The 24,554-nt window shown below is 61.1% G+C and carries 20 protein-coding genes; 6 read left to right on the forward strand and 14 right to left on the reverse strand.

Going from position 1 to position 24,554, the window contains the following annotated elements:
• The first annotated feature begins 83 nt into the window (after window positions 1-83).
• The 4 genes from GRI69_RS11800 to GRI69_RS11815 are packed head-to-tail and all read left to right on the forward strand — an operon-like array spanning window position 84 to window position 5,294.
• Window positions 84-1,664 (forward strand): NAD(P)/FAD-dependent oxidoreductase, encoded by a 1,581-nt coding sequence (locus GRI69_RS11800; RefSeq protein ID WP_160728480.1) that lies wholly within the window; start codon window positions 84-86, stop codon window positions 1,662-1,664.
• Between the two features lies 1 nt (window position 1,665).
• Entirely contained in the window at window positions 1,666-3,105 is a 1,440-nt protein-coding gene (locus GRI69_RS11805) for a sulfatase-like hydrolase/transferase (RefSeq protein WP_160728481.1), read from the forward strand.
• Between the two features lie 7 nt (window positions 3,106-3,112).
• On the forward strand, window positions 3,113-3,532 hold the full coding sequence (locus GRI69_RS11810) for a GtrA family protein (protein WP_160728482.1): 420 nt from the start codon (window positions 3,113-3,115) through the stop codon (window positions 3,530-3,532).
• 1 nt (window position 3,533) lies between these two features.
• Entirely contained in the window at window positions 3,534-5,294 is a 1,761-nt protein-coding gene (locus tag GRI69_RS11815) for a hypothetical protein (protein ID WP_160728483.1), read from the forward strand.
• Here the strand turns inward: GRI69_RS11815 and msrB are convergent.
• From msrB to GRI69_RS11835, 4 genes are all read right to left on the reverse strand, one after another.
• On the reverse strand, window positions 5,291-5,791 hold the full coding sequence (msrB, locus tag GRI69_RS11820; RefSeq protein ID WP_160728484.1) for a peptide-methionine (R)-S-oxide reductase MsrB: 501 nt from the start codon (window positions 5,789-5,791) through the stop codon (window positions 5,291-5,293). The two genes, GRI69_RS11815 and msrB, sit on opposite strands and share 4 nt — an antisense overlap.
• Before the next feature lie 43 nt (window positions 5,792-5,834).
• Complete coding sequence (locus GRI69_RS11825; RefSeq protein WP_160728485.1) at window positions 5,835-7,157, reverse strand: cytochrome P450; 1,323 nt, start codon at window positions 7,155-7,157, stop codon at window positions 5,835-5,837.
• Window positions 7,158-7,303: 146 nt separating this feature from the next.
• Window positions 7,304-8,542 carry an ABC transporter permease gene (locus GRI69_RS11830; protein WP_160728486.1) on the reverse strand — a complete coding sequence of 413 codons (1,239 nt, stop codon included), beginning with the start codon at window positions 8,540-8,542 and terminating at the stop codon, window positions 7,304-7,306.
• Window positions 8,539-9,507: an ABC transporter ATP-binding protein gene (locus GRI69_RS11835; RefSeq protein WP_160728487.1), complete on the reverse strand. Its 969-nt coding sequence runs from the start codon at window positions 9,505-9,507 to the stop codon at window positions 8,539-8,541. Before GRI69_RS11835 ends, GRI69_RS11830 begins: the two co-directional genes overlap by 4 nt.
• 68 nt (window positions 9,508-9,575) lie before the next feature.
• On the opposite strand from GRI69_RS11835, the gene queG reads away from it, so the two are divergent.
• Window positions 9,576-10,637, forward strand: a complete 1,062-nt coding sequence (gene queG / locus GRI69_RS11840) for a tRNA epoxyqueuosine(34) reductase QueG (protein WP_160728488.1) — start codon at window positions 9,576-9,578, stop codon at window positions 10,635-10,637.
• Here the strand turns inward: queG and GRI69_RS11845 are convergent.
• From GRI69_RS11845 to GRI69_RS11890, 10 genes are all read right to left on the reverse strand, one after another.
• Window positions 10,621-11,844: an NAD(P)/FAD-dependent oxidoreductase gene (locus GRI69_RS11845; RefSeq protein WP_160728489.1), complete on the reverse strand. Its 1,224-nt coding sequence runs from the start codon at window positions 11,842-11,844 to the stop codon at window positions 10,621-10,623. The two genes, queG and GRI69_RS11845, sit on opposite strands and share 17 nt — an antisense overlap.
• A gap of 52 nt (window positions 11,845-11,896) precedes the next feature.
• On the reverse strand, window positions 11,897-16,591 hold the full coding sequence (locus GRI69_RS11850; protein WP_160728490.1) for an NAD-glutamate dehydrogenase: 4,695 nt from the start codon (window positions 16,589-16,591) through the stop codon (window positions 11,897-11,899).
• 159 nt (window positions 16,592-16,750) lie between these two features.
• Complete coding sequence (locus GRI69_RS11855; RefSeq protein WP_160728491.1) at window positions 16,751-17,725, reverse strand: LLM class flavin-dependent oxidoreductase; 975 nt, start codon at window positions 17,723-17,725, stop codon at window positions 16,751-16,753.
• Entirely contained in the window at window positions 17,722-18,564 is an 843-nt protein-coding gene (locus GRI69_RS11860; RefSeq protein WP_237453086.1) for a tetratricopeptide repeat protein, read from the reverse strand. The genes GRI69_RS11855 and GRI69_RS11860 overlap by 4 nt, the downstream gene beginning before the upstream one ends.
• Before the next feature lie 9 nt (window positions 18,565-18,573).
• Window positions 18,574-19,311 (reverse strand): alpha/beta fold hydrolase, encoded by a 738-nt coding sequence (locus GRI69_RS11865; protein ID WP_160728492.1) that lies wholly within the window; start codon window positions 19,309-19,311, stop codon window positions 18,574-18,576.
• A 39-nt stretch (window positions 19,312-19,350) separates the two neighbouring features.
• Entirely contained in the window at window positions 19,351-20,418 is a 1,068-nt protein-coding gene (locus GRI69_RS11870) for a M48 family metallopeptidase (RefSeq protein ID WP_160728493.1), read from the reverse strand.
• A 4-nt stretch (window positions 20,419-20,422) separates the two neighbouring features.
• Window positions 20,423-21,508, reverse strand: coding sequence for a YjgN family protein (locus GRI69_RS11875; protein WP_160728494.1), 1,086 nt, complete (start codon window positions 21,506-21,508; stop codon window positions 20,423-20,425).
• A gap of 93 nt (window positions 21,509-21,601) precedes the next feature.
• Entirely contained in the window at window positions 21,602-21,793 is a 192-nt protein-coding gene (locus GRI69_RS11880; protein ID WP_160728495.1) for a helix-turn-helix transcriptional regulator, read from the reverse strand.
• A complete protein-coding gene (locus GRI69_RS11885) occupies window positions 21,790-22,371 on the reverse strand; it encodes a hypothetical protein (RefSeq protein WP_160728496.1) in 582 nt (193 codons plus the stop codon). The genes GRI69_RS11880 and GRI69_RS11885 overlap by 4 nt, the downstream gene beginning before the upstream one ends.
• Window positions 22,368-22,592 carry a hypothetical protein gene (locus GRI69_RS11890; RefSeq protein WP_160728497.1) on the reverse strand — a complete coding sequence of 75 codons (225 nt, stop codon included), beginning with the start codon at window positions 22,590-22,592 and terminating at the stop codon, window positions 22,368-22,370. Before GRI69_RS11890 ends, GRI69_RS11885 begins: the two co-directional genes overlap by 4 nt.
• 125 nt (window positions 22,593-22,717) lie before the next feature.
• Between GRI69_RS11890 and GRI69_RS11895 the strand changes: the two genes are divergently transcribed.
• On the forward strand, window positions 22,718-24,382 hold the full coding sequence (locus GRI69_RS11895) for an alkaline phosphatase D family protein (protein WP_160728498.1): 1,665 nt from the start codon (window positions 22,718-22,720) through the stop codon (window positions 24,380-24,382).
• Window positions 24,383-24,554 lie beyond the last annotated feature (172 nt).

The raw sequence follows: 24,554 nt of genomic DNA on the forward strand, positions 1-24,554 counted from the left end.
GAGTGCGCCCCAACACCATGTTAACCAGCCCCTAACCATTTTCCTTCACTCTCGTTCGGGCAAGGTACCTCGGGGGGATTGAAATGGTTCGCAAGGCTTCAGGGCACAAGGTAGACGTCGCGATCATCGGCGCCGGTCCGGCGGGTCTGACCGCTGCCTATCTGCTGACCAAGCAGGGCAAGTCTGTCGCGATCATCGAGAAGGACGAAACCTATGTCGGCGGCATCAGCCGCACGGTCGCACATCAGGGCTATCGGTTCGACATCGGTGGGCACCGCTTCTTCTCAAAAAGCCAACAAGTGGTCGATTTGTGGAACGAGATCCTCGGCGAAGACGATTTCATCCAGCGCCCGCGCATGAGCCGCATCTATTACGAGGGCAAATTCTACAGCTATCCGTTGCGGGCCTTCGAAGCGCTGTGGAATCTCGGGATCTTGCGCTCGGCCATCTGCATGGCGAGCTACCTCCAATACAAGCTGTTCCCCAGGAAGGATGTAAAAAGCTTCGAGGACTGGACTACCAATCAGTTCGGCAAGAAGCTCTATTCGATCTTCTTCAAGACCTATACCGAGAAAGTGTGGGGCATGCCCTGCGACGAAATGAGCGCCGACTGGGCCGCCCAGCGAATCAAGGGTCTCTCGCTCTGGGGCGCGGTGGTCGATGGACTCAAGCGCAGCCTCGGTCTCAACAAGAGACCGAATGACGGGCAGGCGGTGAAGACGCTGCTCGAAACCTTCCGCTATCCTCGGCTCGGGCCGGGCATGATGTGGGAAGCGGCGCGCGACAAGATCCTCGCCACCGGCAAGGGTCAGCTGTTCATGGGCCACGGCCTCAAGCAGCTCGCCAGCGATGGGCGGGGGGGCTGGCGCATGAGCGCCGAAGGACCCAATGGCGAAGTGACGATCGAAGCCGCGCATGCGATCAGCAGCGCGCCGATGCGCGAACTCTCCAAACGCCTCCACCCGCTGCCGCAATCGACGCTGCAGGCCAGCGACCTCAAGTATCGCGACTTCCTCACCGTGGCGCTCATGGTGAGGGGTGAAGATCTCTTTCCGGACAACTGGATCTATATCCACGACAGCAAGGTGAAGGTCGGCCGCGTGCAGAATTTCCGCAGCTGGTCGCCGGAAATGATCCCGGACGAGAACATGGCCTGCGTCGGACTCGAATATTTCTGCTTCGAAGGCGACGGTCTGTGGTCGATGGCGGACGAGGACCTTGTGGCCCTCGCGACCGACGAAATGGAAATCCTGGGCCTCGTCGACCGCCGGAAGGTCCGGTCGGGCGCGGTCGTCCGTCAGGAAAAGGCCTACCCAGTCTATGACGAGGACTATGCGGCAAATGTCGATGCCATGCGCCGCGAGCTGGAAGCCAAGCATCCGACGCTGCACCTCGTGGGCCGCAACGGCATGCATCGCTACAACAACCAGGACCATGCGATGATGACCGCCATGCTCACGGTCGAGAACATCCTCGCCGGCGAACGGGTCTACGACACCTGGTGCGTCAACGAAGACGCGGAGTACCACGAAGCAGGCGACGAAGGTGCCGAAAGCGCGCTGCCGAACCGCCAGCTGACCGAAGACCAAGCCGCGGCGCTGAACTCGGTCCGCGACGTTCCGGGGCGCGTCGGAAGTGACGCAAATGATCGGGAGGCTGCGTAAGATGGCAAGCCTTCCTGTGACAGGGCCGGCAGAAGACGAAAAGACGGGCTTGCTTCGCCCAATCGCGAGAGACGAATGGCGCAAGTTCGCCAACTGTGTGCTTATCTGGCTGGTCCTGGCCAACGTCGTGTTCGCGAGCATGTGGTTCTTCGGGGCCCCGCCTCGGCGTCCGGAAATCATCGCTGCGGGAGCGCTCGGGCTGATTGTCCGCAACGCGCCCGTCTGGGTCCGCATCGTCGCGTTCATCGGTGCGATGGTTTATTCGGTGCTTGGATTCGTTGCCGGACTTTTCAATCTGGCGATTACCTCGCTGCTCCACTCCCTGCGCTTCGTCCTGGAGATCAATCCCTCGCAGTCGCTCGAGTATATTGTCGGGGGTTGCTTCCTCGTCGGGGTTTGCGGGATTGCGATCTGGAGAATGCGAAAACCTCAGGGATTTTCCGAGATTAGATTAGTGTTGCTTGCGATCGTGATCACATTGGCGCTGGCGAAATTTGATGGGCTGATGGGGCACGGAATGCGCGGACATTACATGCGCGCAGCGGACTTCGAAACGCCGTTCGTATCTGCCAGCCACCTGTCCGGCTTCGACGCCACAGTTGCTCCCAAGCGTCACCGGATGTTGATCATGGTGGAATCCCTTGGCGCACCGGTGGGCAACAAGGACATGGAACGGCTGCTATTTGCCCGTTTCCACAGCCCCGCCGTTACCAACCGATACGAACTGAGCACTGGTGAAACCACATATTACAATTCGACGACCGCCGGCGAAATTCGCGAGCTATGCGGTCGTTGGGGCGACTATTACGATGTGATGGAGGGCGTCGACAGAGGCTGCCTGCCGGCGAAACTGGCAGAAGCGGACTATGAGACGCGCGCCTATCATAGTTTCACCGGTGCCTTTTTCGACCGTGCTAAGTGGTATCCGAACATCGGATTTCAAAAGAGCAGTTTCGCCGAGGAATTGTTCGAGCGTGGCGCGCGCGAATGCGGCGGCGTGTTCCCCGGAGTATGCGACCGCGACGTTCCGGCATTGCTCGCAAAAGACATCAAGGCAGCGCAAAAGCCCCAGTTCATTTATTGGCTAACGGTCAATTCCCATCTCCCGGTTCCTCCAGGCATGAACCTTGACGTCGATCGCTGCGAAAGAATCTCATCTTCACTCGCCGAAAATTATCCAATGATCTGCCGACAGTTCGCATTGTGGGATCAGATGGACAGTGCGATTATCGAGGAAATCACCGCAGGAGACTTCCCCGAGACCGATATTCTCATCGTAGGCGATCATATGCCACCTTATTTCGACCGCCACCACCGCAGCCAGTTTGCTCCGGACCGCGTCCCGTGGTTGCTTCTAAAATGGAAAGGCGAGTCTCCAAAAACCCCAGATACCACCGAGATCGTAAAGACCGGAGATCGCGACGATGGCGCGGCAGGGTAACGCCTTAATGAGCGGACCTGCCGCATTTATTCGCCGCTTCGATCTGGTCCGTCTTACGCGGTACGGTTTTGCAAGCGCTGCTGCTCTCGTGGTCGACATGGGCGTTTTCCTGGTGCTGCTGTCGATGTCGACCGCCGCAGCACCAGCTTCGGCGCTGGCATACAGCACCGGGATCGTCACTCACTGGTTAATTTCAAGCCGCGCCGTTTTCCGAGATACGGTGGCGAAGCGGGGCCCTCTAAGAACTCGACAGAAAGTGCTTTTCGCCGGTTCGGCGTTAGTGGGCCTTGCCGTAACCACGACGGTTGTCGGGGTGGGCGACATGGCAGGTATCGATCCAAGATACGCTAAGCTGATAGCGATCGTTATGAGTTTTGCCGCCACGTGGCTCTTGCGCAGCAAAGTCGTTTTCCGCCACATTCCCTGAGATGAACGAGGATCGCCGCCTGCGCCACGGGGATTTTCCTGTACAGAAGCTCGTGCTTGCCTGGCTGGCGGTTTGCGCCATCCTCCTGCTGACGAATGCGACCCGGCTGGTTACAGGCCGGTTCCCCGACCCGGACGATGCCCTGCGTCTGGTCCAGGTCCGGGATCTCTTGGGCGGTCAAGGCTGGTTCGATACGACCCAATACCGGATCGATCCGCCTTCCGGAACGACCATGCACTGGTCGCGGCTGGTCGATTTACCGTTGCTGCTGATTGTCACAGCGCTGGAGCCTCTAGTAGGGCAAGCGAATGCCGAGAGGGCTGCGCTGGTAATGGTGCCATTCCTGACGTTTGGAGTGGCTGCGGCCGCAGTCGGACGGCTCGCCTGGCGCTTATTGGGTGCACGCGTTGCTATCTTCGCAGTGTTGGCCTGCGGCTTCCTGCCGTCCCTCCTGTTCCAGTTCCAACCCCTGCGGATCGATCATCATGGCTGGCAGACCGCCAGCCTCGCCATCGCGCTATGGGCAATCTGTCGGCGACGTCCACAAGCGGGCGGGTCCATCGCAGGCGTATCGATGGCGCTGGGCATTTCGATTTCACTCGAATTGCTACCCTTGGCAGCGGCTTTCGCAATCGTGTTATTTTGGCGGTGGTGGCTGAATTCTAATGATCGCTTTTGGCTGGTCGCTTACATGCAGGCGCTATCGATCGGATTGATAGCGACGTATCTCGCAACTCGCGGATTGTCATTCGAAGCACACTGCGACTCAGTTTCTCCTGCCCATCTGCTGTTTTTCGTGGTGGCTGGATGCGGGACCTGGGCGATCGGACGAATGGTCAAATTGACTGGTTTTGGGCTGGCCTCGCTCTTCGCTCTTGTCGGAATTCTGGCGTTGGGCTCCTTTGCGCTCGTGTCTCCGACCTGCCTAGCGTCTCCGTTTGCTGCACTTGATCCTATGGTCGAGCGCTATTGGTATCGGCTCGTCCTCGAAGGGCAGCCCTTGTGGAAACAGCCCGCCTCGACATATGTCCCCGCATTAATTCAGATGGGCGCAGGAATCGGCGCTATGGTGCTCCTCATGATGCGTTCGCGGGGCTGGACGCGCAGATGGTGGAGCGAGCATCTCTTCCTGCTGCTTGCCGCCGTTATTCTGGGCCTTCTCGTTGCGCGTTCGCTTGCCTTTGCCGCCGTCATTGCCGCCATCCCGCTCGGCTGGCTTGCAGTCACGCTGATGAATCGGCTGCGTAGCCAAGGCAGGCCGGTCTATTCGTTCAGCATCGCGGCGATCATGGTTTTGTTGCTGGCTCCCACGTCCTTGGTGCTGGCGGCACGAAGTGTCATGCCAGCGCCGGAAGCCGGAATGGAGGGTGCGCAGAGCTCAAGCTGCGATATCTACGAAAATGCTCAGCGTCTCGATCAGCTCGGCTCCGAAACCATATTCGCGCCGCTCGACATGGGTCCGGCGGTTCTGCTTGACACCAAACACGCTGTGGTGGCGACGGGGCACCATCGCGCGGCCGACGCTATGTCGGATTTGATCAAAGCGTTTACTTCGTCTGCGGACGAAGCGCGTGTGCTGCTGGCAGCGCACGCAGTGGACTATGTTGCACTATGTACGGATATGAATGAAATCCGCCTCTACACCACTATTTCTGACGATGGCTTCGCGGCACAGCTTGCCTCTGGAGAGGCGCCCCGCTGGCTTCGCCCTGTCGATGTCGGCGGGCCGGCTGAGTTCGCAGTATATCGGGTGATTGATTAGACCGCTTTGAAATCCATTGCCGTGCCGTTGATGCAGTGGCGCTTTCCGGTCGGTTTCGGACCGTCCGAGAAGATATGGCCGAGATGTCCGCCGCACTCGGCGCAGTGCACTTCGGTTCGAGGATAGCCCAGCTTGAAATCCGTCGTGGTGCCGACCGCGCCGGTCAGCGCCTTCCAGAAACTCGGCCAGCCGGTACCGGAATCGTATTTCGTTTTCGAACTGTAGAGCGCGTTGTCGCAACCAGCGCAGATGAAGGTCCCCGCCCGGTTCTCGTCGTTCAATGGGGACGAATAGGGGCGCTCGGTCGCCGCATTGCGCAGGACGTTGAACTCGCTCTTGGTTAGCTTCTCGCGCCATTGCGTCTCGGACAATTTGACCGGGAAGCTCTTGGCCTCAGCCCGGCCCGATCCGCACGCGGCGAGTGCGGCAAAGCTGGCGGTCGCGCCGATCCAGCCTAGCAAGCCACGGCGGGAGGGACGGATATTACGTTCGGTCATAGCCGACACTTAGCACACGCTGCATGAACGGGTGATTTCGGCTTCAGAACTCGGTGATCTCCACTTCGAGCTTGCGGAAGCCATGCACGAAGTTCGCCCGTACCCGTTCGACATCTCCTGCGACATGCACACGCATGCGACGTTTGTGCATCTCTTCGAGAAGGACGCGCAGTTGCAGTTCTGCCAGCCGCGCACCCACGCAGCGGTGTATGCCATAGCCGAAGGCAAGGTGGCGACGGGCGTTCTCGCGTGTGATGTCGAGCTTGTCGGGGTTTTCGAAGACCTCTTCGTCGCGATTGGCGGAAAGGTACCAGAGGACGACCTTGTCGCCCTTCTTTATCTGTTGCCCGAATTGCTCGGTGTCCTCGGTGCAGGTGCGGCGCATATGGGCGAGCGGGGTCTGGTAGCGGATGCATTCCTGCACCGCATTGGGGATCAGTTCGGGCTTTTCCTCGAACAGCTTCCTTTGGTCCGGAAACTTGTCGAACGCATGAATGATACCGCTCATCGTGTTGCGCGTGGTATCGTTGCCGCCCACGATCAGCAGTACGAGATTGCCCATGAATTCCTCGGGGCTTTGCTGGTTCATCGCTTCGGAGCGGATCATCATGGAGATGAGATCTTCGCCTTCGGGGTTCTGCGCGCGTTCGCCCCAGAGCGACATGAAATACCCCGCCATCTCGTGCAGGAAGCCGCGGCGCATGTCGTCGAGCGCTCGCACGCTCGCCAGCTCGGTGTCCCCGGACCAGTCCGACCACAGCGTCAGGAGGCGTCGGTCTTCCCAAGGGAAGCCGAACAGGATCGCCAGCATGCCGGTGGTGAGTTCGATGGAAACCTTGTCGACCCAGTCGAAGACCTCGCCGCGCGGCAGCGAATCGAGGCACTCACCGGTCCGCCGCCGAATTTCCGTTTCCATGTCGGTCATGGCGGAGGGCGTGAATTTGGGCGCGACTGTGCGGCGCTGGCCAGTGTGTTTGGGCCGGTCCATCGCGATGAACATCGGCAGTTCGAGTCGTTCTTCTTCCGGAATGTCATCCAGCCGTTCGAGAATGGTAATCCCGCCATGCTCCCAGCTTGAGGAGAAGAGTTCGGGAAGTGCCTCGATATGCTGGATGGGCTTATGCTGTACGATAGCCCAATATGGGCCATACGGGCTTTCCGGTATGTAATGCAGTGGACCCGCTTCGCGCATCTCCCTGAAAACCGCATGCCACGTGTCCTCGGCATAGATGTCCGAGCGGCTCACGTCCCATTTGTGTGTGTGGCGCAGATGATCTTCGGGATGTTCGTCGAAATGCTTCTTGAGCGATTCGTAGGCCGTCGGGCCCTTGCGAACTTGCGGTCTTTCCGGCGCGGTTGTCGCCATAATGATCTCTCCCGTTCGGAGCGCACCTGCTCGGATACGCACCGGTCTCTCTCGAACGCATCCTGCCTTAACTGACAGGTGTGTCAATAGTGCGTTTCAAAAGCGAACCTAATGGTGCCGATCGCGAATTGACGAGGCGACAAATACTATTTCCCGGCGGTTGAAGCCGTTCGTGCGCCTCTATCTCTTGGGCCGCGCCCTCCCTTGCCCGACTTCATCACGCGACGCCGGAACAACGTGGCACCGCCTTTGACGAAGGCTGCGACGCAAAGGGCCTGCCAAGTTATCGCAAGGAGGTGAGGCCAGACTTCGCTAGATTGAGCAGCACGGGCCAGCATGGCGAAGGGAGAGGAAAGCGGAAAGATCGCTGCAGTGAGTTCCAACGGCGAACCAGGATTCGTCATTGCGAAGGCGGCGAGAAAGAACACCAGAAGTTGCGCCATCGTTATGGGCATCGAAAGCGTCTGCACTTCGCGTACGGTGGTCGCCATGCCGCCGATCGTGAGGAACAGCGAACCGAGGATCAGATACCCCATCGAGAAATAGACCACGCCGAGTAGTATGAAGAGCGGCCAGCCAAGCGCTGGTTCGGGTAGGCTCGGCAAAGATTCTCCCGCAAGTGCGCCGATCCCGGCACCGAATGCCCCCCATACCGCAATGCCGACGAAGCTCACGCCCAGCATGGCGAAGAGCTTACCGAAAAAGACCGAGTCCATCGGGATCGCTGCGGCGAGTACCTCGATGACCTTGTTGGCCTTTTCCTCGACAAGATTGGACAGCACCATTCCGGCCAGCAGCATCATCAGCAGGAACAGCAGCAACTGTCCCGCCTGCGCGGTGCGGATGCGGTTGGATTTCGCAGCGGCGGCGGTGGTTTCCACCTGACGCTCTATAATCTCCGGAAAACTGGTGGGCGCGGTGCCGGAAGCCATCGCCGCGAGCAAGGAGACCGCGCCGTCCCAGCGATGAATCTGCGTATGCGTACCCGAAAGTTCCGGTTCCGCGAGGGTGCCGGTAACGACGACTGCGTAATTCGATGTGCGCAGAAGATCCTCAGGCGAGAAATCGGAACTGTCCCGTCTCGCCTCCTCGATGACCGCAATCTCAGGCAGGCCGTCCACCTTGCCCTTCGCGGTGCGGCTCGCCACAAGCAAAGCTTCGTTGTCTGCATCCGTCATCGCGAGCGCGACGGTGTTCACTATCGCCTCCCGCTGGACCTGTCCGCCGATCCCCCCAGCCAGCGCGCCAACGATAATCGGGAACAAGGGGCCCAGAAGGAAAAAGAAGAATGCGCGGCTGAACAGGATTGCCCTGAAGTCGCGGCGCACGATTACCCATGCGGCCTCGAAAAAGCTGAGACGCGAGGCTTCGTTTTCGCGGATCATTGCGCAGTCTCCGCCTCGAGTTGCCGGGCTGCTGCTTCGCCCGCAATTTCGACAAAAGCGTCATGAAGACCCGCGCGTTCGATAGAGAGCGAAAGAATGCCTGCTTTTCCATCGATCAGCCGCTTCAGCAGCGCTTCGATGCCGATTTCCGGGATCGGGAAATACCAGAAATGTCCTCCGCCCGATTTGGCATCGTGCCTGGCATCGTCAGGCAATGCGGAACGCCACTCGCCCGTCGCGTCGCGAGTTTCGAGCCGGACCTGGGCCGGAATACGATCACGTGCCGCATCGACCGATCCGGCGTAGGGCACGCGCCCCCCGGCGATAATTGCGACATCGTTGCATAGTCGTTCGGCGTGATGGATCACGTGGGTCGAAAATATGACCGTCGTGCCCTCCTTGGCCAAATCGCGGATCATGACTTCCAGCTTGCCCTGATTGATGGCATCCAATCCGCTGAAGGGTTCGTCGAAGACTACCAGTCTCGGGCGGTGGACGAGGGTGCCGAGGAGTTGCACCGTCTGCGCCATGCCCTTGGACAACTGGCGGATCTGCCGGTCGACAGCATGGCCCATGCCGTGAGCTTCGAGCAATTCGCGGCCCCGCCTGCGGCCCTCTTCGAGAGGTAAGCCGCGCAATGCGCCCAGGAAGGCAATCGCCTCGTCGCATTTCATTGCCGGGTAAAGCCCGCGTTCTTCGGGCAAATAACCGATCCACTTGGCGATTTCGTGCGGCCGATCATGCCCGAATACCCGGCGAATACCTTCGTCCGGATCGATGATGCCCAGCAGCATGCGCAGAGTGGTTGTCTTGCCTGCACCGTTGGGGCCCAGGATGCCGTAGATTGCGCCCTCGGGAACGCTGAGGTCGACGCCGTCGACCGCCAGGGTGTCATCGAACCGCTTCACCAGTCCGCGCGCCTCAATCGCAAGCGGCCGGTTGTAATGATCGTCGTTTCGCGACATCGCCTGAGTGTGGCTCCCTGATTGGTGAGCGAGTTAACCCTCCGAAGTGAACGGGAGCAACAGCAAGTTTGGTTAAGGAAGGCTCTCTGTCCGAATTGCAGCAGGCGCTGAGGGAAGAAGCGCACGCATTGGGCTTCGTGGCTTGCGGCTTTACGGTTGCGGGCGGCGATCCGCTGCGAGCGGAGCGTTTCGAGGAGTGGCTCGGCGAAGGGCGCCATGGCTCGATGGAGTGGATGGAGAGCCGCAAGGCACAACGTGCTTCACCCCAAGGCCTGTGGCCCGAAGCGGGAAGCGTGATCGCGCTGGGCATGAGCTATGCGCCCGATGTCGATCCGCTGGCACTGGAGGGGGATGACGAAAAAGCGCGGATCTCTGTCTACGCGCAGGGGCGGGATTATCACGATGTCGTGAAGAAGGCGCTCAAGGCTCTGGCACGCTGGCTGATCGTCCGGGCGCCCGAGAGCGAACTCAAGGTTTTTGTAGATACTGCACCGGTGATGGAGAAGCCGCTGGGCGAAGCGGCAGGGATCGGCTGGCAGGGAAAGCACACTAACCTCGTCAGCCGAGAGCATGGCAGCTGGATGTTTCTGGGCGCGATATATTCGACAGTGGAGTTCACGCCGGATGCACCGCATCGCGACATGTGCGGATCGTGCCGCGCGTGCCAGGATGCGTGTCCGACCAATGCCTTCCCTGCTCCCTACAAACTCGATGCGCGGCGCTGCATATCCTACCTGACCATCGAGCATAAGGGCGCTATCCCAGAAGAATTCCGGGAAAGCCTGGGAAACCGTATCTATGGATGTGACGATTGCCTGGCGGTATGCCCTTGGAACAAGTTCGCGGACACCGCGCATCGTCACATCAAGCTTGCACCGCGCGCGGAATTGACCGCCCCACTCCTTGCCGAATTCCTCGCCTTCGACGATGCAGGTTTCCGGCAATTCTTCTCTGGTTCTCCGATCAAGCGCGTGGGCAGAAACCGCTTCGTGCGCAACTGCCTCTATGCCGCGGGGAACAGCGGCAATCCATCACTGGCATCGATGGTCGAAGGGTTGAGGCAGGATCCGGACCCCGTCGTTGCGGAAGCCGCGGACTGGGCGGCAAGGAAGCTCAGCTCATCTCCTTGAGCGGGACTTCGGTATCCGCCAGCAGTTCGGCATCGATCTCCGCACGGTTCATCACTAGTTTCCGCCCCTGGGCATAGTCCCGCGTGTTGTTGACGCAGTCGAGGGCGATGACCTCACCTTCCCTGAGATAGATGAGGCTGAACTTGCGCTCTGCGGGATCGCCGCGCAGCACCGTCCGGTCATATCCGGTGGCGATGCCGACGGTCTGGAGGCGCAGGTCGTACTGGTTCGACCAAAACCACGGTACCGCATCGTAATCCTGCTTGTCGCCCATGATCGACTTGGCCGCCACGGTTGCCATGTCGTTGGCATTCTGAACCGATTCGAGACGAATGACGGCGTTGGCGGAATAGGGATTGGCGTGAGCTGCACAGTCGCCGATGGCATAGATGTCGTCGAGTGAAGTGCGGCAGTAGCTGTCGACATCCACACCATTGCTTCCCGCTGCACCAGCCGCGATCAGCGGCCCCACGGAGGGCACGATGCCGACCCCCACAATCACAGCGTCGCAGGCGATCGTTTCACCGGTCGACAGCGTAACACCTTTGACATCCTCTTCGCCTTCGATCCGCTCGACTGCAGTTTCGAGCCGCAAGTCGACCCCCTGACGCCGGTGCTCCTCGGCGTAGAAATCGGAGATTTCCGGACCAGCGACGCGTGCGAGCACCCGCTCCTGCATCTCGACCACCGTAACGCCGAACCCTTTTGCGCGCAGTACGGCCGCAGCCTCCAGCCCGATATAGCCGCCGCCTACGATGACCGCGTGGCGCACTCCTTCGGCAAGCTGGGTCTTCAATGCATCGGTGTCGCGCCTTCCGCGGATGGTATGAATGCCTGCCAGCTCGGCTCCAGGACAACTCAGTCGCCTGGCATCGCCGCCACCGGCCCAGATGAGTTTGCGATAGGTCAGGGTGGAGTCGTCGGACAGGACGAGCACGCGCTTCATCCAGTCGACTTCGTTTACGTTCGCACCCAGCCGCAGCGTGACATTGCGCTCGCCCCAAAAGGCTTCGGGCCGGATGAGGATTTTCTCGAAGGGCTTGTCGCCAGCCAGATATTCCTTCGATAGCGGGGGGCGCTCGTAAGGGGGATTGCGGTCGCGGCTGACCATGAGGATCGAATCCTCATGGCCCGCCTGGCGCAGGGCTATTGCAGCCTGCGCGCCGCCGTGACCCGAACCCACGATGACGACGTCAAAATGCTCCATGGGGGCGAGGGCTGGCGTCAAACTACCGCGCGGTCAAGCAAAGAGCGGGACGTCAGCGCGCCAGGAGGTTGCGTGCCATGCTTGCAATTTGCGCGAGCATCGCCGGCGCAACAGGAGTTTGAGACTGGGCTCGCTCTACCATGGTGCGGAACTGGCGCACCGCCACTTCATGGTCCGCCAGCCAGTTCTCGACCACCTGCGGCATATCGTTCTTCGCATCCTTGCGGCGCGAGAGTCGTCGCAGCAATTCGAGCCTCATCTGCTGGAAATCGCGCGCGAGACCGGACGTCAGCAGGCGCTCCCACACGTCCGACGGATTCATCTTGGCTGCGGTGCTCTGTGCCCAGTCGATACCCATCTTTGCTCCGATATCGGAAAAGCCCTGGGTCATGGGTTTCGGTTCGATGCCGGTGTCGCTCGCCAGCTGTGCAAGGCCCACCGATCCATCGAGATCGAAGATGCTTACCACCTTCGAAGCCAGCGCGTCGGGCGCACCAGCCTGCATGAAGGTTTCGTGCAGCTTGGCCGCCTGGGTCTTGAGTTCGCTCCCCAGCAATTGCTCGGAAGAATCGATCAGGACCTTCACGCCCTTGCCCAGGTCGGAGACCATCTTAGCAGGCTCGACCCGTCCCGCGCCGGTGCGCAGGACATCTGACATCAGATTGCCCGTAGCGGCTGCCAGACGGTCGAAAAGCAGCAGGCGCGCGCCTTCTTCCATCTGCGCGGTATCGAGTTCGCTCCACAGGCCGCGCAAGTCGAACAGATGCGCCACGGCGACGAAGGCCGCAGCAACCTGGGATAGTTCGACACCTTCTTCTTCCGCCAGTTCGAACGGGTGAACCATACCGAGGCGGTTGACCATGGCGTTGGCCAGCTTGGTCGCAATGATTTCGCGGCGCAGGCGGTGATTCTCGATCTGCTCCTTAAACTTCTTGCGCATCGGCTCGGGGAAGCTGCGCAGCAAGAGCTCTTCCAGGATCGGATCGTCTGGAAGTTCGCTCGCCTCGATCGCATCCTGCAGCACCAGTTTCGTCGACGAAAGCAGCACGGCGAGTTCGGGTCTTGTCAGGCCCACGCCATCCGCGGCGCGCCGCTGGAGCGTCTGATTGTCGGCCAATCCCTCGGTGCGCCGGTCCAGATTGCCGCCCGCCTCGAGCGTCTCGATCAGGTGCAGTTGGGAAGCCATGGCGCGTTCGCCGCCTATTTCGGCAATCGAAAGGGCCAATGCCTGTAGGCGATTGTCTTCGAGCACCAGCGCGGCGACCTCGTCGGTCATTTCTTCAAGAAGCTTTACGCGTTTGGGCTCGGTCAGCTTGCCCGAACGTTTGGCGGCAGCGAGGGCAATCTTGATGTTGACCTCGTTATCCGAACAATCGACGCCGGCCGAATTGTCGATGAAATCGGTGTTGCAGCGCCCGCCGTTCTGAGAAAACTCGATGCGCCCTGCCTGAGTCACGCCGAGGTTCGCACCTTCACCGATGACCCGGGCGCGCATATCCCTTGCATCGACGCGGAGCGCGTCGTTCGCCGGATCGCCGACCTGTACGTTATTCTCTGCAGTTGCCTTGATGTAAGTGCCGATACCGCCGAACCAGACGAGGTCGACTGGTGCCTTCAGGATGCTCGAGATCAATTCTTCCGGTTCGATCTCGGAAACCTCGAGATCGAGCACCTTCTGCATCGCTTTGGACAGCTTGATGGTCTTGGCGTCCCGTGGATACACTCCGCCGCCGCGGGAGATGAGATCAGCGTTGTAATCGTCCCAGCTCGATCGCGGCAGATCGAACATGCGTGCCCGTTCCTTCCAGCTCTTGGCCGGATCGGGATCGGGGTCGAGAAAGATATGGCGGTGATCGAAAGCGGCGACCAGTTTGATCGCTTTCGACAGCAGCATGCCGTTGCCGAACACGTCACCGGACATGTCCCCGCAGCCGACCACCTGGATGGGATCGGTCTGGACGTCGATGCCCATTTCGAGGAAGTGCCGCTGGACGCTGACCCATGCGCCCTTTGCCGTAATGCCCATCGCTTTGTGGTCGTAGCCTTTCGAGCCGCCACTTGCGAAAGCATCGTCTAGCCAGAAGTCCTTGCTCTCGGCAATGGCATTGGCAACGTCGGAAAATCTGGCGGTGCCCTTGTCGGCCGCAACCACGAAATAGGGGTCTTCGCCATCGGTGATGACGACGCCTTCCGGGTGCACGACCTTGTCATCCACGATATTGTCGGTGACCGAAAGCAGGGTGCGAATGAAGACTTCGTAGCTAGCCTGTCCTTCTGCTGCCCAACCTTCCCGGTCGAGCGCGGGATCAGGCAATTGCTTGGGGTAGAATCCGCCCTTCGCTCCTGTAGGAACGATGACAGCGTTCTTCACGCGCTGGGCTTTCATGAGTCCCAGTATTTCGGTGCGGAAGTCGTCGCGGCGGTCCGACCAACGCAGACCCCCGCGTGCCACCGGGCCCGAGCGTAAATGGATACCTTCGACGCGGCGCGAATAGACGAAGATTTCGCGCCAGGGCAGCGGTTTGGGCAGGTTGGGCACGAGGGCGGAATCGATCTTAAAAGCTAGGGCCTCATTTGCCGCCGGGGCAAAGCTGTTGGTGCGCAGGATCGCTTCGATCAATGAATTGTAGAGGCGCAGCAGGCGATCGTCGTTGATTGCCTTGACCTTGGCCAGTCCCCGCTTGATGCGACCCTTTGCATCCTCGATGGCGCTTTCGCGCCCGGACTTGAATTCGGGATCGTGACGCGCCGTGAACAAGTCGATCAGGGCAGCGGTGATGTCCGGGTTCTTCGCCAGTGCATCGACCACCGTATAGATGGTGAAGCCCATGCCGGTCTGGCGCAGGTAGCGATAGAATGCGCGCAGCCAGTCTGCCTGAGCCGCACCCAGTCCCGCTTCCGCAACCAGCCGGTTGAATACGTCGTTTTCGGCGTGTCCATTGAGTACGGCGGCGACCGCGGTTTCGATTGCGTCGGATCTTTGAACGAGATCCGATGAGTCCACTCCCGGCGCGAGTTCCAGCGCGAAATCATGGACCGTTCCAAGCTGGCCCTCGTTCAGCACTGTCGGCATTTCGGATTGAACGTGGAAGCCGAAGTTCTCCAGTACTGGAACGGCATCGGAAAGTGGGAGGCTGCCTTCGGCCTGGTAAAGTTTCAGGCGCAGGCACGCCGGGTCGTTGCGTTCGCACAGGTAGAGACGTGCGCCCCGATGCGGGGCTTCGCCGTCTTCGTCCTCTTCCGCATGAATGCCGAGCGCCCGCAGACGGGCGATGTCTTCGGCAGCTTCGCGGGGGCCAAAGCGGGCGCGATAGCCAGTAGGGAAACTTTCCGCGAACCGCATGGCAAGCGCCGCGGCACGGCCCTTTTCCATCATGGTGGCGAGTTCGTTTTCGACTGCTTCGCTCCAGCCGCGCAGCAAGGTCTGGAGTTGCTCCTCCAGCAAGGCTTCGTTCGGCGCCCTCGCTCCGTCGCGGATATCGAGAACGAAGCGCAGCATGGCGAGATTACCGCCCTCGACCTCGAGGCTCCAGTCGAGCAGGCGTGCAGCCGCGTTTTCTTCCAGCAGCGACTTGATCTGCAGCCGCACCTGAGTCGCCAGCATGTCGCGCGGCAACCAGACGAACGCGAAGAGGTGCCGCGCAAGTGGAGCTTCGACCAGAGCGAGACGGGGTCGGGGACGATCGACCAGCGCCATCATGGTAGTCGCTACGCGTTCGGTATCTGCTTCGCTGAAGCCGATCAGGAGATCGTGCGGCAGCGTGGTCATCGCGTGAACGAGCGCCTTGCCCGCGTGGCCGCCGACGTCGAATTTCAGCTTGTTACGGATGCCGTCCAGTCGCTCTCGCAGAATCGGCACAGCCCGCGGCGGGGCGGCCAGTGCAGCACTCGTCCATACCCCCGCGTGGATAGAGAGGGCGACGATCTTCTTGCTTTCGCGCCGAGGTACGATGAACAGATCCAGCGGAACGTGGCGATGCACCCGCGAAAGATGGTTCGCCTTGATGATGAGCAGCGAGCGTCCCTCACCCTTGCCTTCGAACCACTTGAAGGCGCGTTCGTAACTTGCATCGACAAGCAGCGCAGGTTCGCCCGCGCGGCAGATACCCAGCGGGTTTTCCTGCTCTCCATCGCGCCGGCGCACAACGTGGCCAAGCTGCGTGAGCATGCCCGAATCCAGCCATTCGAGAAGCGCGCGACCTTCCGCATCGTCGATCGTCGCGGCGTCCGATTTCATCTGGTCCTGCAGTTCGGGCCAGTCGTTCACCGCCGCGCGGACATCTTCGAGCGTAATTTGCAGCGCTTCATCGAGTGCGCGGCGCTGCTTTGCATCGACACGCGCGGTCTCGATGTAGATCATCGATTCCCAATAGGCGTCTTCCGGCTCGCCTTCGCGGATGCTGGCGAGCTTGCAATTCTTCGTGCGCTCTACAGGCACGATTGGATGGACCAGCCGGTCGATCGAGATACCCAGCGCGGCGATCGCATTGGCAGTCGAATCGACAAGGAAAGGCATGTCGTCGTTGATGATTGCGATGCGCGTGTAGCGCTGGCCTTCGGTAACCGACTCGATCGCGATCGCCGCTTCGCCGTATCGCCGCTTCTGCGCGGTTTCGATAACGAATTCCGCGGCTTCCTTCATGCGCGGACCATCGAAGGGTGTATCGCCAGGAAGCAGCGAATCGCGCATGTGCTGCACGAGCGCCTTGGTCTGGGCGGCGGGAGTGGCGGCGGTCTTGGAACCCATCGGGGGCCTCTCGCTTACGACGCGCAATTATTACGGCGTCTTGAAATATCCGAGTCGTACCCGGACCGGTAAGGGGCGGCGATTAGGCCTCTTGAGAGGGCACTGCAAGACGCCGTTCGTGCATTTTTGCAAACCTATGCGCGGACCTGTGCCGTAACGTCAGGGCAAGACGGCCATCGCCCTTTTCAGGCTGTCGATACGCGCCTGCGGATCAAAGGTAGGGCCTGCGAAAATGATCTCGTCCGCGCGGGTGCGCTGCACGAATGCGCTTACGGCGTCGGCGCATTGCTGCGGCGTTCCGATGGCGCTTGCCTGGCCTATATGCGCCAGCATGGCCTGCGCAGTTGGTGGCAACTGATCGCGGTAGCCCGCCACGGGAGGCTTCAGCTTCGAAGGCTTTCCCGTGCGTAGCGCAACGAAGGCCTGCATTTGCGAGGTGGCAAGCGTGTCAGCCTCCTCTTCGCTATCTGCGCAAAAGAGGTTCATCGCCGCCATCACATGCGGCTTATGGTGTGCTTCGCTGGGCCGGAAATCGCGTCGGTAAACCTCGAGCGCAGCATCGAGATGATCGGGTGCGAAGTGGCTGGCGAAGGCGTAGGGCATGCCCAATTGCGCCGCGAGCTGCGCCCCGAAAAGACTCGAGCCGAGCATCCAGAATTCCGGCTTGGCTCCGAGACCAGGGGTCGGATGAACTGCACTATCCCCCGCCATGAATGCCTGAAGTTCGACCACGTCCTGCGGAAACATTTCGGCCGCACGGTGCAGGTCCTTGCGCAGCGCCCTTTGAAGTTCGGGTCCGGCGCCCGGGGCGCGGCCGAGGCCGAGGTCGACCCTCCCGGGAAACAGCGCATCGAGCGTTCCGAATTGCTCGGCAATCTGGAAAGGCGTGTGGTTCGGCAGCATGATCCCGCCCGAACCGATGCGGATGGTGCTGGTCGCATTGCCGATGTGCGCGAGCACTACGGAAGTTGCTCCTCCCGCTATGCCCTCCATCGCATGATGCTCTGCCACCCAATAGCGCTTGCAGCCGGCACTCTCCCCGGCCCTGGCCAAATTGGCGGCGGCTTCGAAGGCTTCGCTCAGGGTTCCGCCTTCGCGGACGGGTACGAGATCGAGGATGGAATATTGGGTCATTCGGTGGCGGAGGCGTCCAATTGTTCGAGATAGGTCTGTGCACGCCCGGCTTCCGGGCTGTCGGGTGCGACGTCGATCACCGATTGGAAGCTTGCCCTTGCATCCCGAGCGCGGCCCGACATGGCCGCGATGACGCCGGCTTCCAGCCCGACCTGCGCATCGCGCGGGGCAAGCGTGGCCGCACGTTCGATCTGGTTTTGCGCCTCGCCAAGCCGTTCCAGCCTGCGGGACAGTGTTGCCGACAATAGCCAGGCCTGCGCGTCGAGCGGATCTGCCTCGCGCGCCTCGGCAAGAGCCGAAGCGGCATCTTCTGTCCGGTTCAAGCGAACAAGCACACGGGCGAGGTCGACCCGCAGATCGGCACCCAGTTCATTGTCTCTCGCTGACAGTGCCAATTCTCCGGCTCGGTCGAGCAGGGGGAGCGCACTTTCGGCATCCCCTTGAGCCATGGCGGCATTCCCAGCCATCGCAGCAAGCCTGGCGCTGTAGGTGGGATTGTCGGCCGGGGCTTCGGCGCTGGCGAGTTCGAAAGCCTCGCGTGCTTCGTTCATCCGGTTCGACTGGACGAGCGCAAGACCGAGACAATGTGCGGATTGCGCCATCTCCAACTGGGATTGCGCCCCTTCGCGCCAGCGCTGCGCCGTATCCAGCGCCATTTCGGGATTGGCCGAAGCCTGCCGCAGGCAATTCGCAAGTTCGGTTGGCGGTGCCTGCTCGACGTTTTCGGAACGCGGGGGCCGGTCTCCTAATTCTTCTGGCACTTCGGGCATGGCGCCATGGCCCGGGAAGGGGCCGACCTGGAGGATCGCAAGGGCGGCGGAAGCGAGAAGGTCGGTCAAACTGTGTCCCTAATCCTGGAGAAGGCCATCCACCGTGCGCAGCAGCAGGGCGATATCCTGCGGACGCGATAGGCGGTGGTCACCGTCCTTGACGTAGGTCACTTGAACATCATCCGAACGCAAAGCTTCGGCGAGACGCTGGCTGGTTTCCCACGGAACGTCTGTATCGCGCTGGCCGTGCAGCAGGCGCACAGGTGCCGCAATAGATATCGTTTTGCCGAGCAAGCGGTGGCCCTGTCCGTCCGTGAAGAAGCCGGGATAGGTAGGTGTGGGTTCGGGCCCGTAGGGATTGGCCTCGAACACGGTTTCACCCGCCGCCAACTGTTCCTTTTGTGCGTCCGAATAGCCCCAGTCGGTGAAATCCGGCGCAGCGGCAATGCCCACCATGCCCGCGAGCATGTCGCGCAATTCCAGCCCCGCCAGCAGCATGAGCCAGCCACCCATCGACGACCCGAGGAGGACGACCTCGCCGTCGACATATGTCTCGACCAGCGTCACCACTTCTTCGCGCCAGCGGGTGAGGGTTCCATCGGCGAAATCACCTTCGCTGCGTCCGCATCCGGAATAATCTAGCAGCAGGCAGCCACGGCCCTGCTTTTGAGCCCAGTCGAACACGGCCGTCGCCTTGCCGCCATCCATGTCCGACATATAGCCCGGAAGGAAGACCAGCGTGGGGCCCTGACCTGCCAGGTGACGATAGGCGATCCGGCGCCCATCGGGCATGTCGTGATATCTAACATCGTTCATGCTCGGCAGATGTCGGGCCGATGGCCGGGCAATGCAAGTCTAGAAGAAGTCGAACTCTTCCACGTTCGGGTCTTCCTCGCACATCGACTTGAGAGCGGCGAACTCGTCATCGCTCAGCACAGGGGTAAAGCTCTTGCCTTTCGCTGCGGCGCGATAGGCTTCCGCTCTTTCGCGGGGATCGGGATGGCTCGACACCCAGCCGATCACTGCATTCTGCTCGCCCTCGGCGTCGCCGCCGATGCGCTCGAAGAAATCTGCCGCACCGAGCGGCGAGATATCGCTTTCCGCCATGCGCTCGCGGGCATATTCGTCTGCCTCGCGCTCGGCGTCGCGCGAATAGCCCATCGACGCCAGCCCGAAGACCGTTTCCCCCATGCCCGAGTTCGCGCCCGACAGCAGGATCGAGAGGCCAAACTGCCGCAGAAGCGCGGTCATGACATGGCGCTCGCGCACGTGTCCGACCTCATGGCCGAGCACGCCGGCCAGTTCCTCGGGTGTCTCGGCGTCCTGCACCAAGCCGTCGAACAACAGGACCTGTCCGCCCGGCAGGGCTACGGCATTGACCATCCCGATATTGGCCACCCCTGCGCGGACCTTCTGCTGCGCCGGATCGACAGCGCCAAGCAGCTTGGCCAGCGCGGCATCACCCTGGGGCGTGTGACACAGGCGGTTGCCCATATCTCCGATCATTGCATCGCCAAGATTGCGTTCCCAGCTTTGCGGCACACGCGGTCCCAGCCATTCGGGTGCAGTCATGAACAGCGCAACAGCCGCGACACTCACGGCAGCAAAGATCGCGGTCGCCTTGCCGATCCCGAGTTTGTCCACCCACGCCCCATAGACTTGCTTTTCGGGCAGTCTGGAAGCGAGGCCCGCAGGAAGGTCGGCGGGCAGGATGAGCCGGAAGTCCGCTTGACTGGAACGCCGATAGACCAGTTCTCCGGCGCGTTCCTCGGCATATTCGAGGTCGGTAAAGGGCACATCCGTATCGCCGCTGGAACTGCGCAGGGCGAGCACGTCGCCCCCGTTCCATACGGCCTCGCCCTCATGGCGGATGGCAGTATGGCCGTCGTACCATTGCGCGGATGCCTGGAACGCCTCGTCCATCGTCCTAGATCGCTCCGATATCGAACGCGTCGAGCAGACCTTCGCCATGTCTGGCGGTCGCGGTAGTCGACTGTGTCAGTTCGTCCAGCAGGATATCGCCGCCCGCTTCCATGTGCGTGACGAAGAATTTCCAGTGCCGGTAAGACAGGAAGACGAAGCCGATGCCCAGCGTGAGAACCACGGTCAGGACGTCGCCGATCAGCAGCATGATCCAGTCCTTGGTCGAAGCTTCGAAGCCGAAATGCAGGTCTTTCCAATGGGTTGAGCCCACGGCTTCGCGGTAGAACTTCGCGTAGAAGGCCACCGCAATCAGGCCAAGACCGACATAGAAGAACAGGCCGAGGATTATCACAGAGGTGAACAGGCCGACGCCCGCGCCCTCCTCGCCGCCAATTCCGTAGCCAGCAAGACCGCCCGTGGCCGCCGCAATCACCCCGCCGATGACGAAAACGAAAGGAGAAAGATAGAAAAGCAGAAAGCGCGCAAAGACATTGGCCGAATCGGCGTCCGCGTCGAACCGGTGCGGGCCGAAACTCATCTTGCCCCAGCGCTCGTTCCACAGGCTGGTCATCGACCAGGGAACCAGCAGCCCCAAGGCGAGATAGCCCACGAAGGTCTTCCACATGTAGGAAAGTCCGTAGGTGAAACCCTGGTCGTCGCTACCCCCGCGAATACCACGCCAGCGAGTCCGCGAAAGGCGGTAACGCAAGGCCCGAAAGCGCGCGAGACCGGTCAGATAGAAGATCATGAACAAAGGCAGCAGACCCAGAACAACCCCCGCCGTTTCGTAACCGCGCAGCACCAGCGCTTGCGAAACGAACTGAATGCCGAAGAGAGGAATTGCAAAAAGCAGCATTACCAGAACGAAGCCGATGAAAAGCTCCTTCCCGGTCCCGGTCCATTCGAGCCGCTCGTCGACGAAACGCGTGTGTGACCAGAGGTACTGCCGCTCGCGCGTGGTTGCCCAGAAGCGATAGATACCCAAAGTGACGATCGTGAGCAGCAGATTGGGCAGCGCGATCTTCGCGAAATCTTTCCAATTGCCGTCGAAGCCGAACGCACTTTCGGCCTGTATGTCATCGTAATGCATGAATAAAAGCGACCCCCCAGTCGAATGTCGGTGCTGTAACCGTTAAGCATCGACATTCGAGCGGCGGGCGGTCCGAGTCAAGCGTATCCGACTTCAATCGCGCTGGAATATTTCCTCGATAGTCATTTCGAAGACGTCGGCGATCTTGAACGCGAGCGGGAGAGACGGATCGTAGCGCCCGGTCTCGATCGCATTCACGCTTTGCCGACTGACTTCGAGCAGGTCGGCAAGGTGCTGCTGGCTCCAGTCGCGCTCGGCGCGAAGGACCTTGAGGCGGTTCTTCATTGCTCGCGCACTCTCTGCCACAGCTGGCCGATCCCGAGGCCAACCGCCCACACCGGCAGGACCCACCATGCCCATATATGCGGCACCAGTTCGAAGGTTTCGAGGAAGCCGTAGAAGATGCCGAGCGTCAGCACGACGCCGAGACCGAACAGGGCGCCCATGATCGTACGATGCCGAAGGTACTCGTCCTTCTCGTCGACCAGATAGCGGCCCATGGCCCAGATGATCCCGAGCGTGGGGAGCGCGGGCAGCATGGCGAGACCAAAAAGAACGGGCCCGGTGACTTCGTAATTGCGCCACAGCGTGATCGCGATGCCGAGGCCGAGCACATAGCCGATGCTGCTGACGACGACACGCTTGTTATAGAGCCGTAGGGCCTCGCTCGAACAGCCGCTCTTGGCCTGCGCCCGGATCATCGGAACGAGCAGCACGCAGGCCAGCGCCATCAGGATGAAGCCGGTCGGGCCGTTGATTGCGCCGCCGAGCTTGAGGGCTCCGATGACGGCCACATTGGCCAGGTAGAGGCCGGCCCAGAAGGCCGGCCCGCGCCCGGTGCTTGGGGTCGTTTCGCCGTTCATGCCTTGCCACGCTTCAGAAGATTGCAGGACTTGCGATCACGCAGCCATGCAGCGGGGACCAAGGCGAGGAGGAGAAAGGGCGAAAACTGTGCTAACTCCTGCGGCACGACGTCGTAAACCGAAAGCAGCGCGATGGTCATCATGGCGGCGGCAAGTAGAAGCGAGAGATGGATCTGTTTCATGGCAAGTGTCCTTTTCTTGATGTAAAGGGTGGTTGTCATGATTTGGCTCTCATGTCAAGTGTGCTTTCCAAATTGGAGCGCAGGCTTTCCATGCTCACTTTTCCTGCTTGTCATGAAGTGGCCATAGGGCGCAGTCATTGCGGTGTGAGAGGAGAGCGCCCGCAATGTCACTGACCGAACCGCCCCAGTCGCCGAGGATGCCATCACTGGATCGCCGCTCGCTGTTCAAGGGCGCAGCGCTCGGAGCAGGTCTGGTCGCAGCGCCGATTGCTGCCCGCTCGAGCGGCAATGGCTTTAGTCATGGCGTTGCGAGCGGCGAGCCTGGCCATGACCGCGTGCTTCTGTGGGCCCGCTATGCCGCGACGCAGGATACGGCGATCGGCTGGCAGGTGATGGAGGCCGATGCGAACCGCCGCGTTGTCGCCGAAGGCACGGTGACGGCTTCGCCCGACAACGACTTCTGTTGCAAGGCGTGGGCACAGGGCCTCGAGCCGGGCAAATGGTATTACTTCCGCTTCACCGCGCCCGATGGGTCGACATCAGACATGGGCCGCACGCGCACACTGCCGCAAGGTGCGGCAACGCGCTGGCGCATGGCGGTGTTTTCCTGCTCCAACATCGGTTTTGGCTGGTTCAACGCCTATCGCCACGCAGCCGAAGCCAACGAGTTCGACTGCGCGCTGCACCTTGGCGACTATTTCTACGAATATCCGCAAGGCAGCTATCCCTCGCAGCGCGAATTCCTGGAAGCGCGTGCCCCGCTCGATCCGCTCTCCGAAACGGTCGCGCTAGCCGATTACCGGGCGCGGTTCGCCCAGTATCGTTCCGACGGGGACCTTCAGCGTCTTCACCAAATGTACCCCATGATTGCCGGCTGGGACGACCACGAAAGCACCAACGATAGCTGGGAAGGCGGCGCGCAGAATCACCAGCCGGAAACGGAAGGTCCCTGGCCGGTTCGCAAGGCTGCCGCGATGCGTGCCTATCGCGAATGGATGCCCGTATCGGACGAACCATGGGCCGCTTACGAGGTGGGCGACCTTGCGACGCTGTTTCGGCTTGAAACCCGACTTACGGCGCGCGCGCAGCAGTTCGATTACAACAGCCTTTTGCGCCGGATGACCTCGCCCGAAGACGGCATTGCACGTCTCGCTGCATTCCGGGACGGGGAATATCGCGATCCAGCGCGCGAGGTTCTGGGTGCTGCCCAGCAGGCCTGGCTGGCCGAGGGCCTGAAACGTTCCCGCAGAGGCGGAAAGACGTGGCAGGTACTCGTCCAGCAGGTTCTCATGGGCAAGGCCGCATCAGCGACCTCGCTTACCGACAACCTCCCGGACGGTCTGCCCGATTACGTGCTGGAGCGGGTCAGGGCAGGCGCAATCGCCAGCCGCGCGGAACTGCCGCTTAACATGGACGCCTGGGACGGCTATCCCGCCGCCCGTGCGCGCCTGTACGAGGCTGCGCTGGCTGCCGATGCCAATCTCGTCAGCCTCGCGGGCGACACGCACAACGCCTGGGCCTTCGACCTGGCTCATGGCGGGGAATCGGTCGGCGTCGAATTCGGCGGGCACTCGGTCACGTCACCCGGCTTCGAGAATTTCCTCCCGCAGATTGCGCCTGGCGACATTGCTAATGCACTTGTCGCGCGCAATCCTGAGCTGAAATGGATGGATTCGTCGAGGCGCGGATACATGGTCGTCGAGCTGACACCGGGCCGATCGACCAGCGAATACCGTTTCCTTTCCAGCGTTCGCGAAAAGGGTGCAGGTGTGGTCGCGTCCCATCGCATTTCCACCCTCGCCGGTTCGCGCCGCCTCGATATCGGTTGAGATTTTAATCTCTCCCCGTTATCTCGAAAGACATGACGCAAAAGCGCACCACGACTGCGACTACTACCACCCCGGCTTTCCGGGGGCGGTTGGTCGCGATCTGACGCGATACTCCGCCGCCCGGTTTCGGGCGGCACGGCGTTACCTCCCGAAATCGCAAAATTCTCCCAAA

This window comes from Qipengyuania vulgaris, from assembly GCF_009827325.1.
Classification (GTDB): domain Bacteria; phylum Pseudomonadota; class Alphaproteobacteria; order Sphingomonadales; family Sphingomonadaceae; genus Qipengyuania; species Qipengyuania vulgaris.

Coding starts and splice junctions, on each gene's coding strand:
- GRI69_RS11810 (WP_160728482.1), top strand. CDS start 3,113: ATGAGCGGACCTGCCGCATTTATTCGCCGCTTCGATCTGGTCCGTCTT.
- GRI69_RS11880 (WP_160728495.1), bottom strand. CDS start 21,793: ATGAAGAACCGCCTCAAGGTCCTTCGCGCCGAGCGCGACTGGAGCCAG.
- GRI69_RS11855 (WP_160728491.1), bottom strand. CDS start 17,725: ATGACCCAATATTCCATCCTCGATCTCGTACCCGTCCGCGAAGGCGGA.
- GRI69_RS11845 (WP_160728489.1), bottom strand. CDS start 11,844: ATGGAGCATTTTGACGTCGTCATCGTGGGTTCGGGTCACGGCGGCGCG.
- GRI69_RS11895 (WP_160728498.1), top strand. CDS start 22,718: ATGTCACTGACCGAACCGCCCCAGTCGCCGAGGATGCCATCACTGGAT.
- msrB (WP_160728484.1), bottom strand. CDS start 5,791: ATGACCGAACGTAATATCCGTCCCTCCCGCCGTGGCTTGCTAGGCTGG.
- GRI69_RS11800 (WP_160728480.1), top strand. CDS start 84: ATGGTTCGCAAGGCTTCAGGGCACAAGGTAGACGTCGCGATCATCGGC.
- GRI69_RS11815 (WP_160728483.1), top strand. CDS start 3,534: ATGAACGAGGATCGCCGCCTGCGCCACGGGGATTTTCCTGTACAGAAG.
- GRI69_RS11825 (WP_160728485.1), bottom strand. CDS start 7,157: ATGGCGACAACCGCGCCGGAAAGACCGCAAGTTCGCAAGGGCCCGACG.
- GRI69_RS11835 (WP_160728487.1), bottom strand. CDS start 9,507: ATGTCGCGAAACGACGATCATTACAACCGGCCGCTTGCGATTGAGGCG.
- GRI69_RS11830 (WP_160728486.1), bottom strand. CDS start 8,542: ATGATCCGCGAAAACGAAGCCTCGCGTCTCAGCTTTTTCGAGGCCGCA.
- GRI69_RS11870 (WP_160728493.1), bottom strand. CDS start 20,418: ATGGACGAGGCGTTCCAGGCATCCGCGCAATGGTACGACGGCCATACT.
- GRI69_RS11850 (WP_160728490.1), bottom strand. CDS start 16,591: ATGGGTTCCAAGACCGCCGCCACTCCCGCCGCCCAGACCAAGGCGCTC.
- GRI69_RS11805 (WP_160728481.1), top strand. CDS start 1,666: ATGGCAAGCCTTCCTGTGACAGGGCCGGCAGAAGACGAAAAGACGGGC.
- GRI69_RS11885 (WP_160728496.1), bottom strand. CDS start 22,371: ATGAACGGCGAAACGACCCCAAGCACCGGGCGCGGGCCGGCCTTCTGG.
- GRI69_RS11875 (WP_160728494.1), bottom strand. CDS start 21,508: ATGCATTACGATGACATACAGGCCGAAAGTGCGTTCGGCTTCGACGGC.
- GRI69_RS11865 (WP_160728492.1), bottom strand. CDS start 19,311: ATGAACGATGTTAGATATCACGACATGCCCGATGGGCGCCGGATCGCC.
- GRI69_RS11890 (WP_160728497.1), bottom strand. CDS start 22,592: ATGACAACCACCCTTTACATCAAGAAAAGGACACTTGCCATGAAACAG.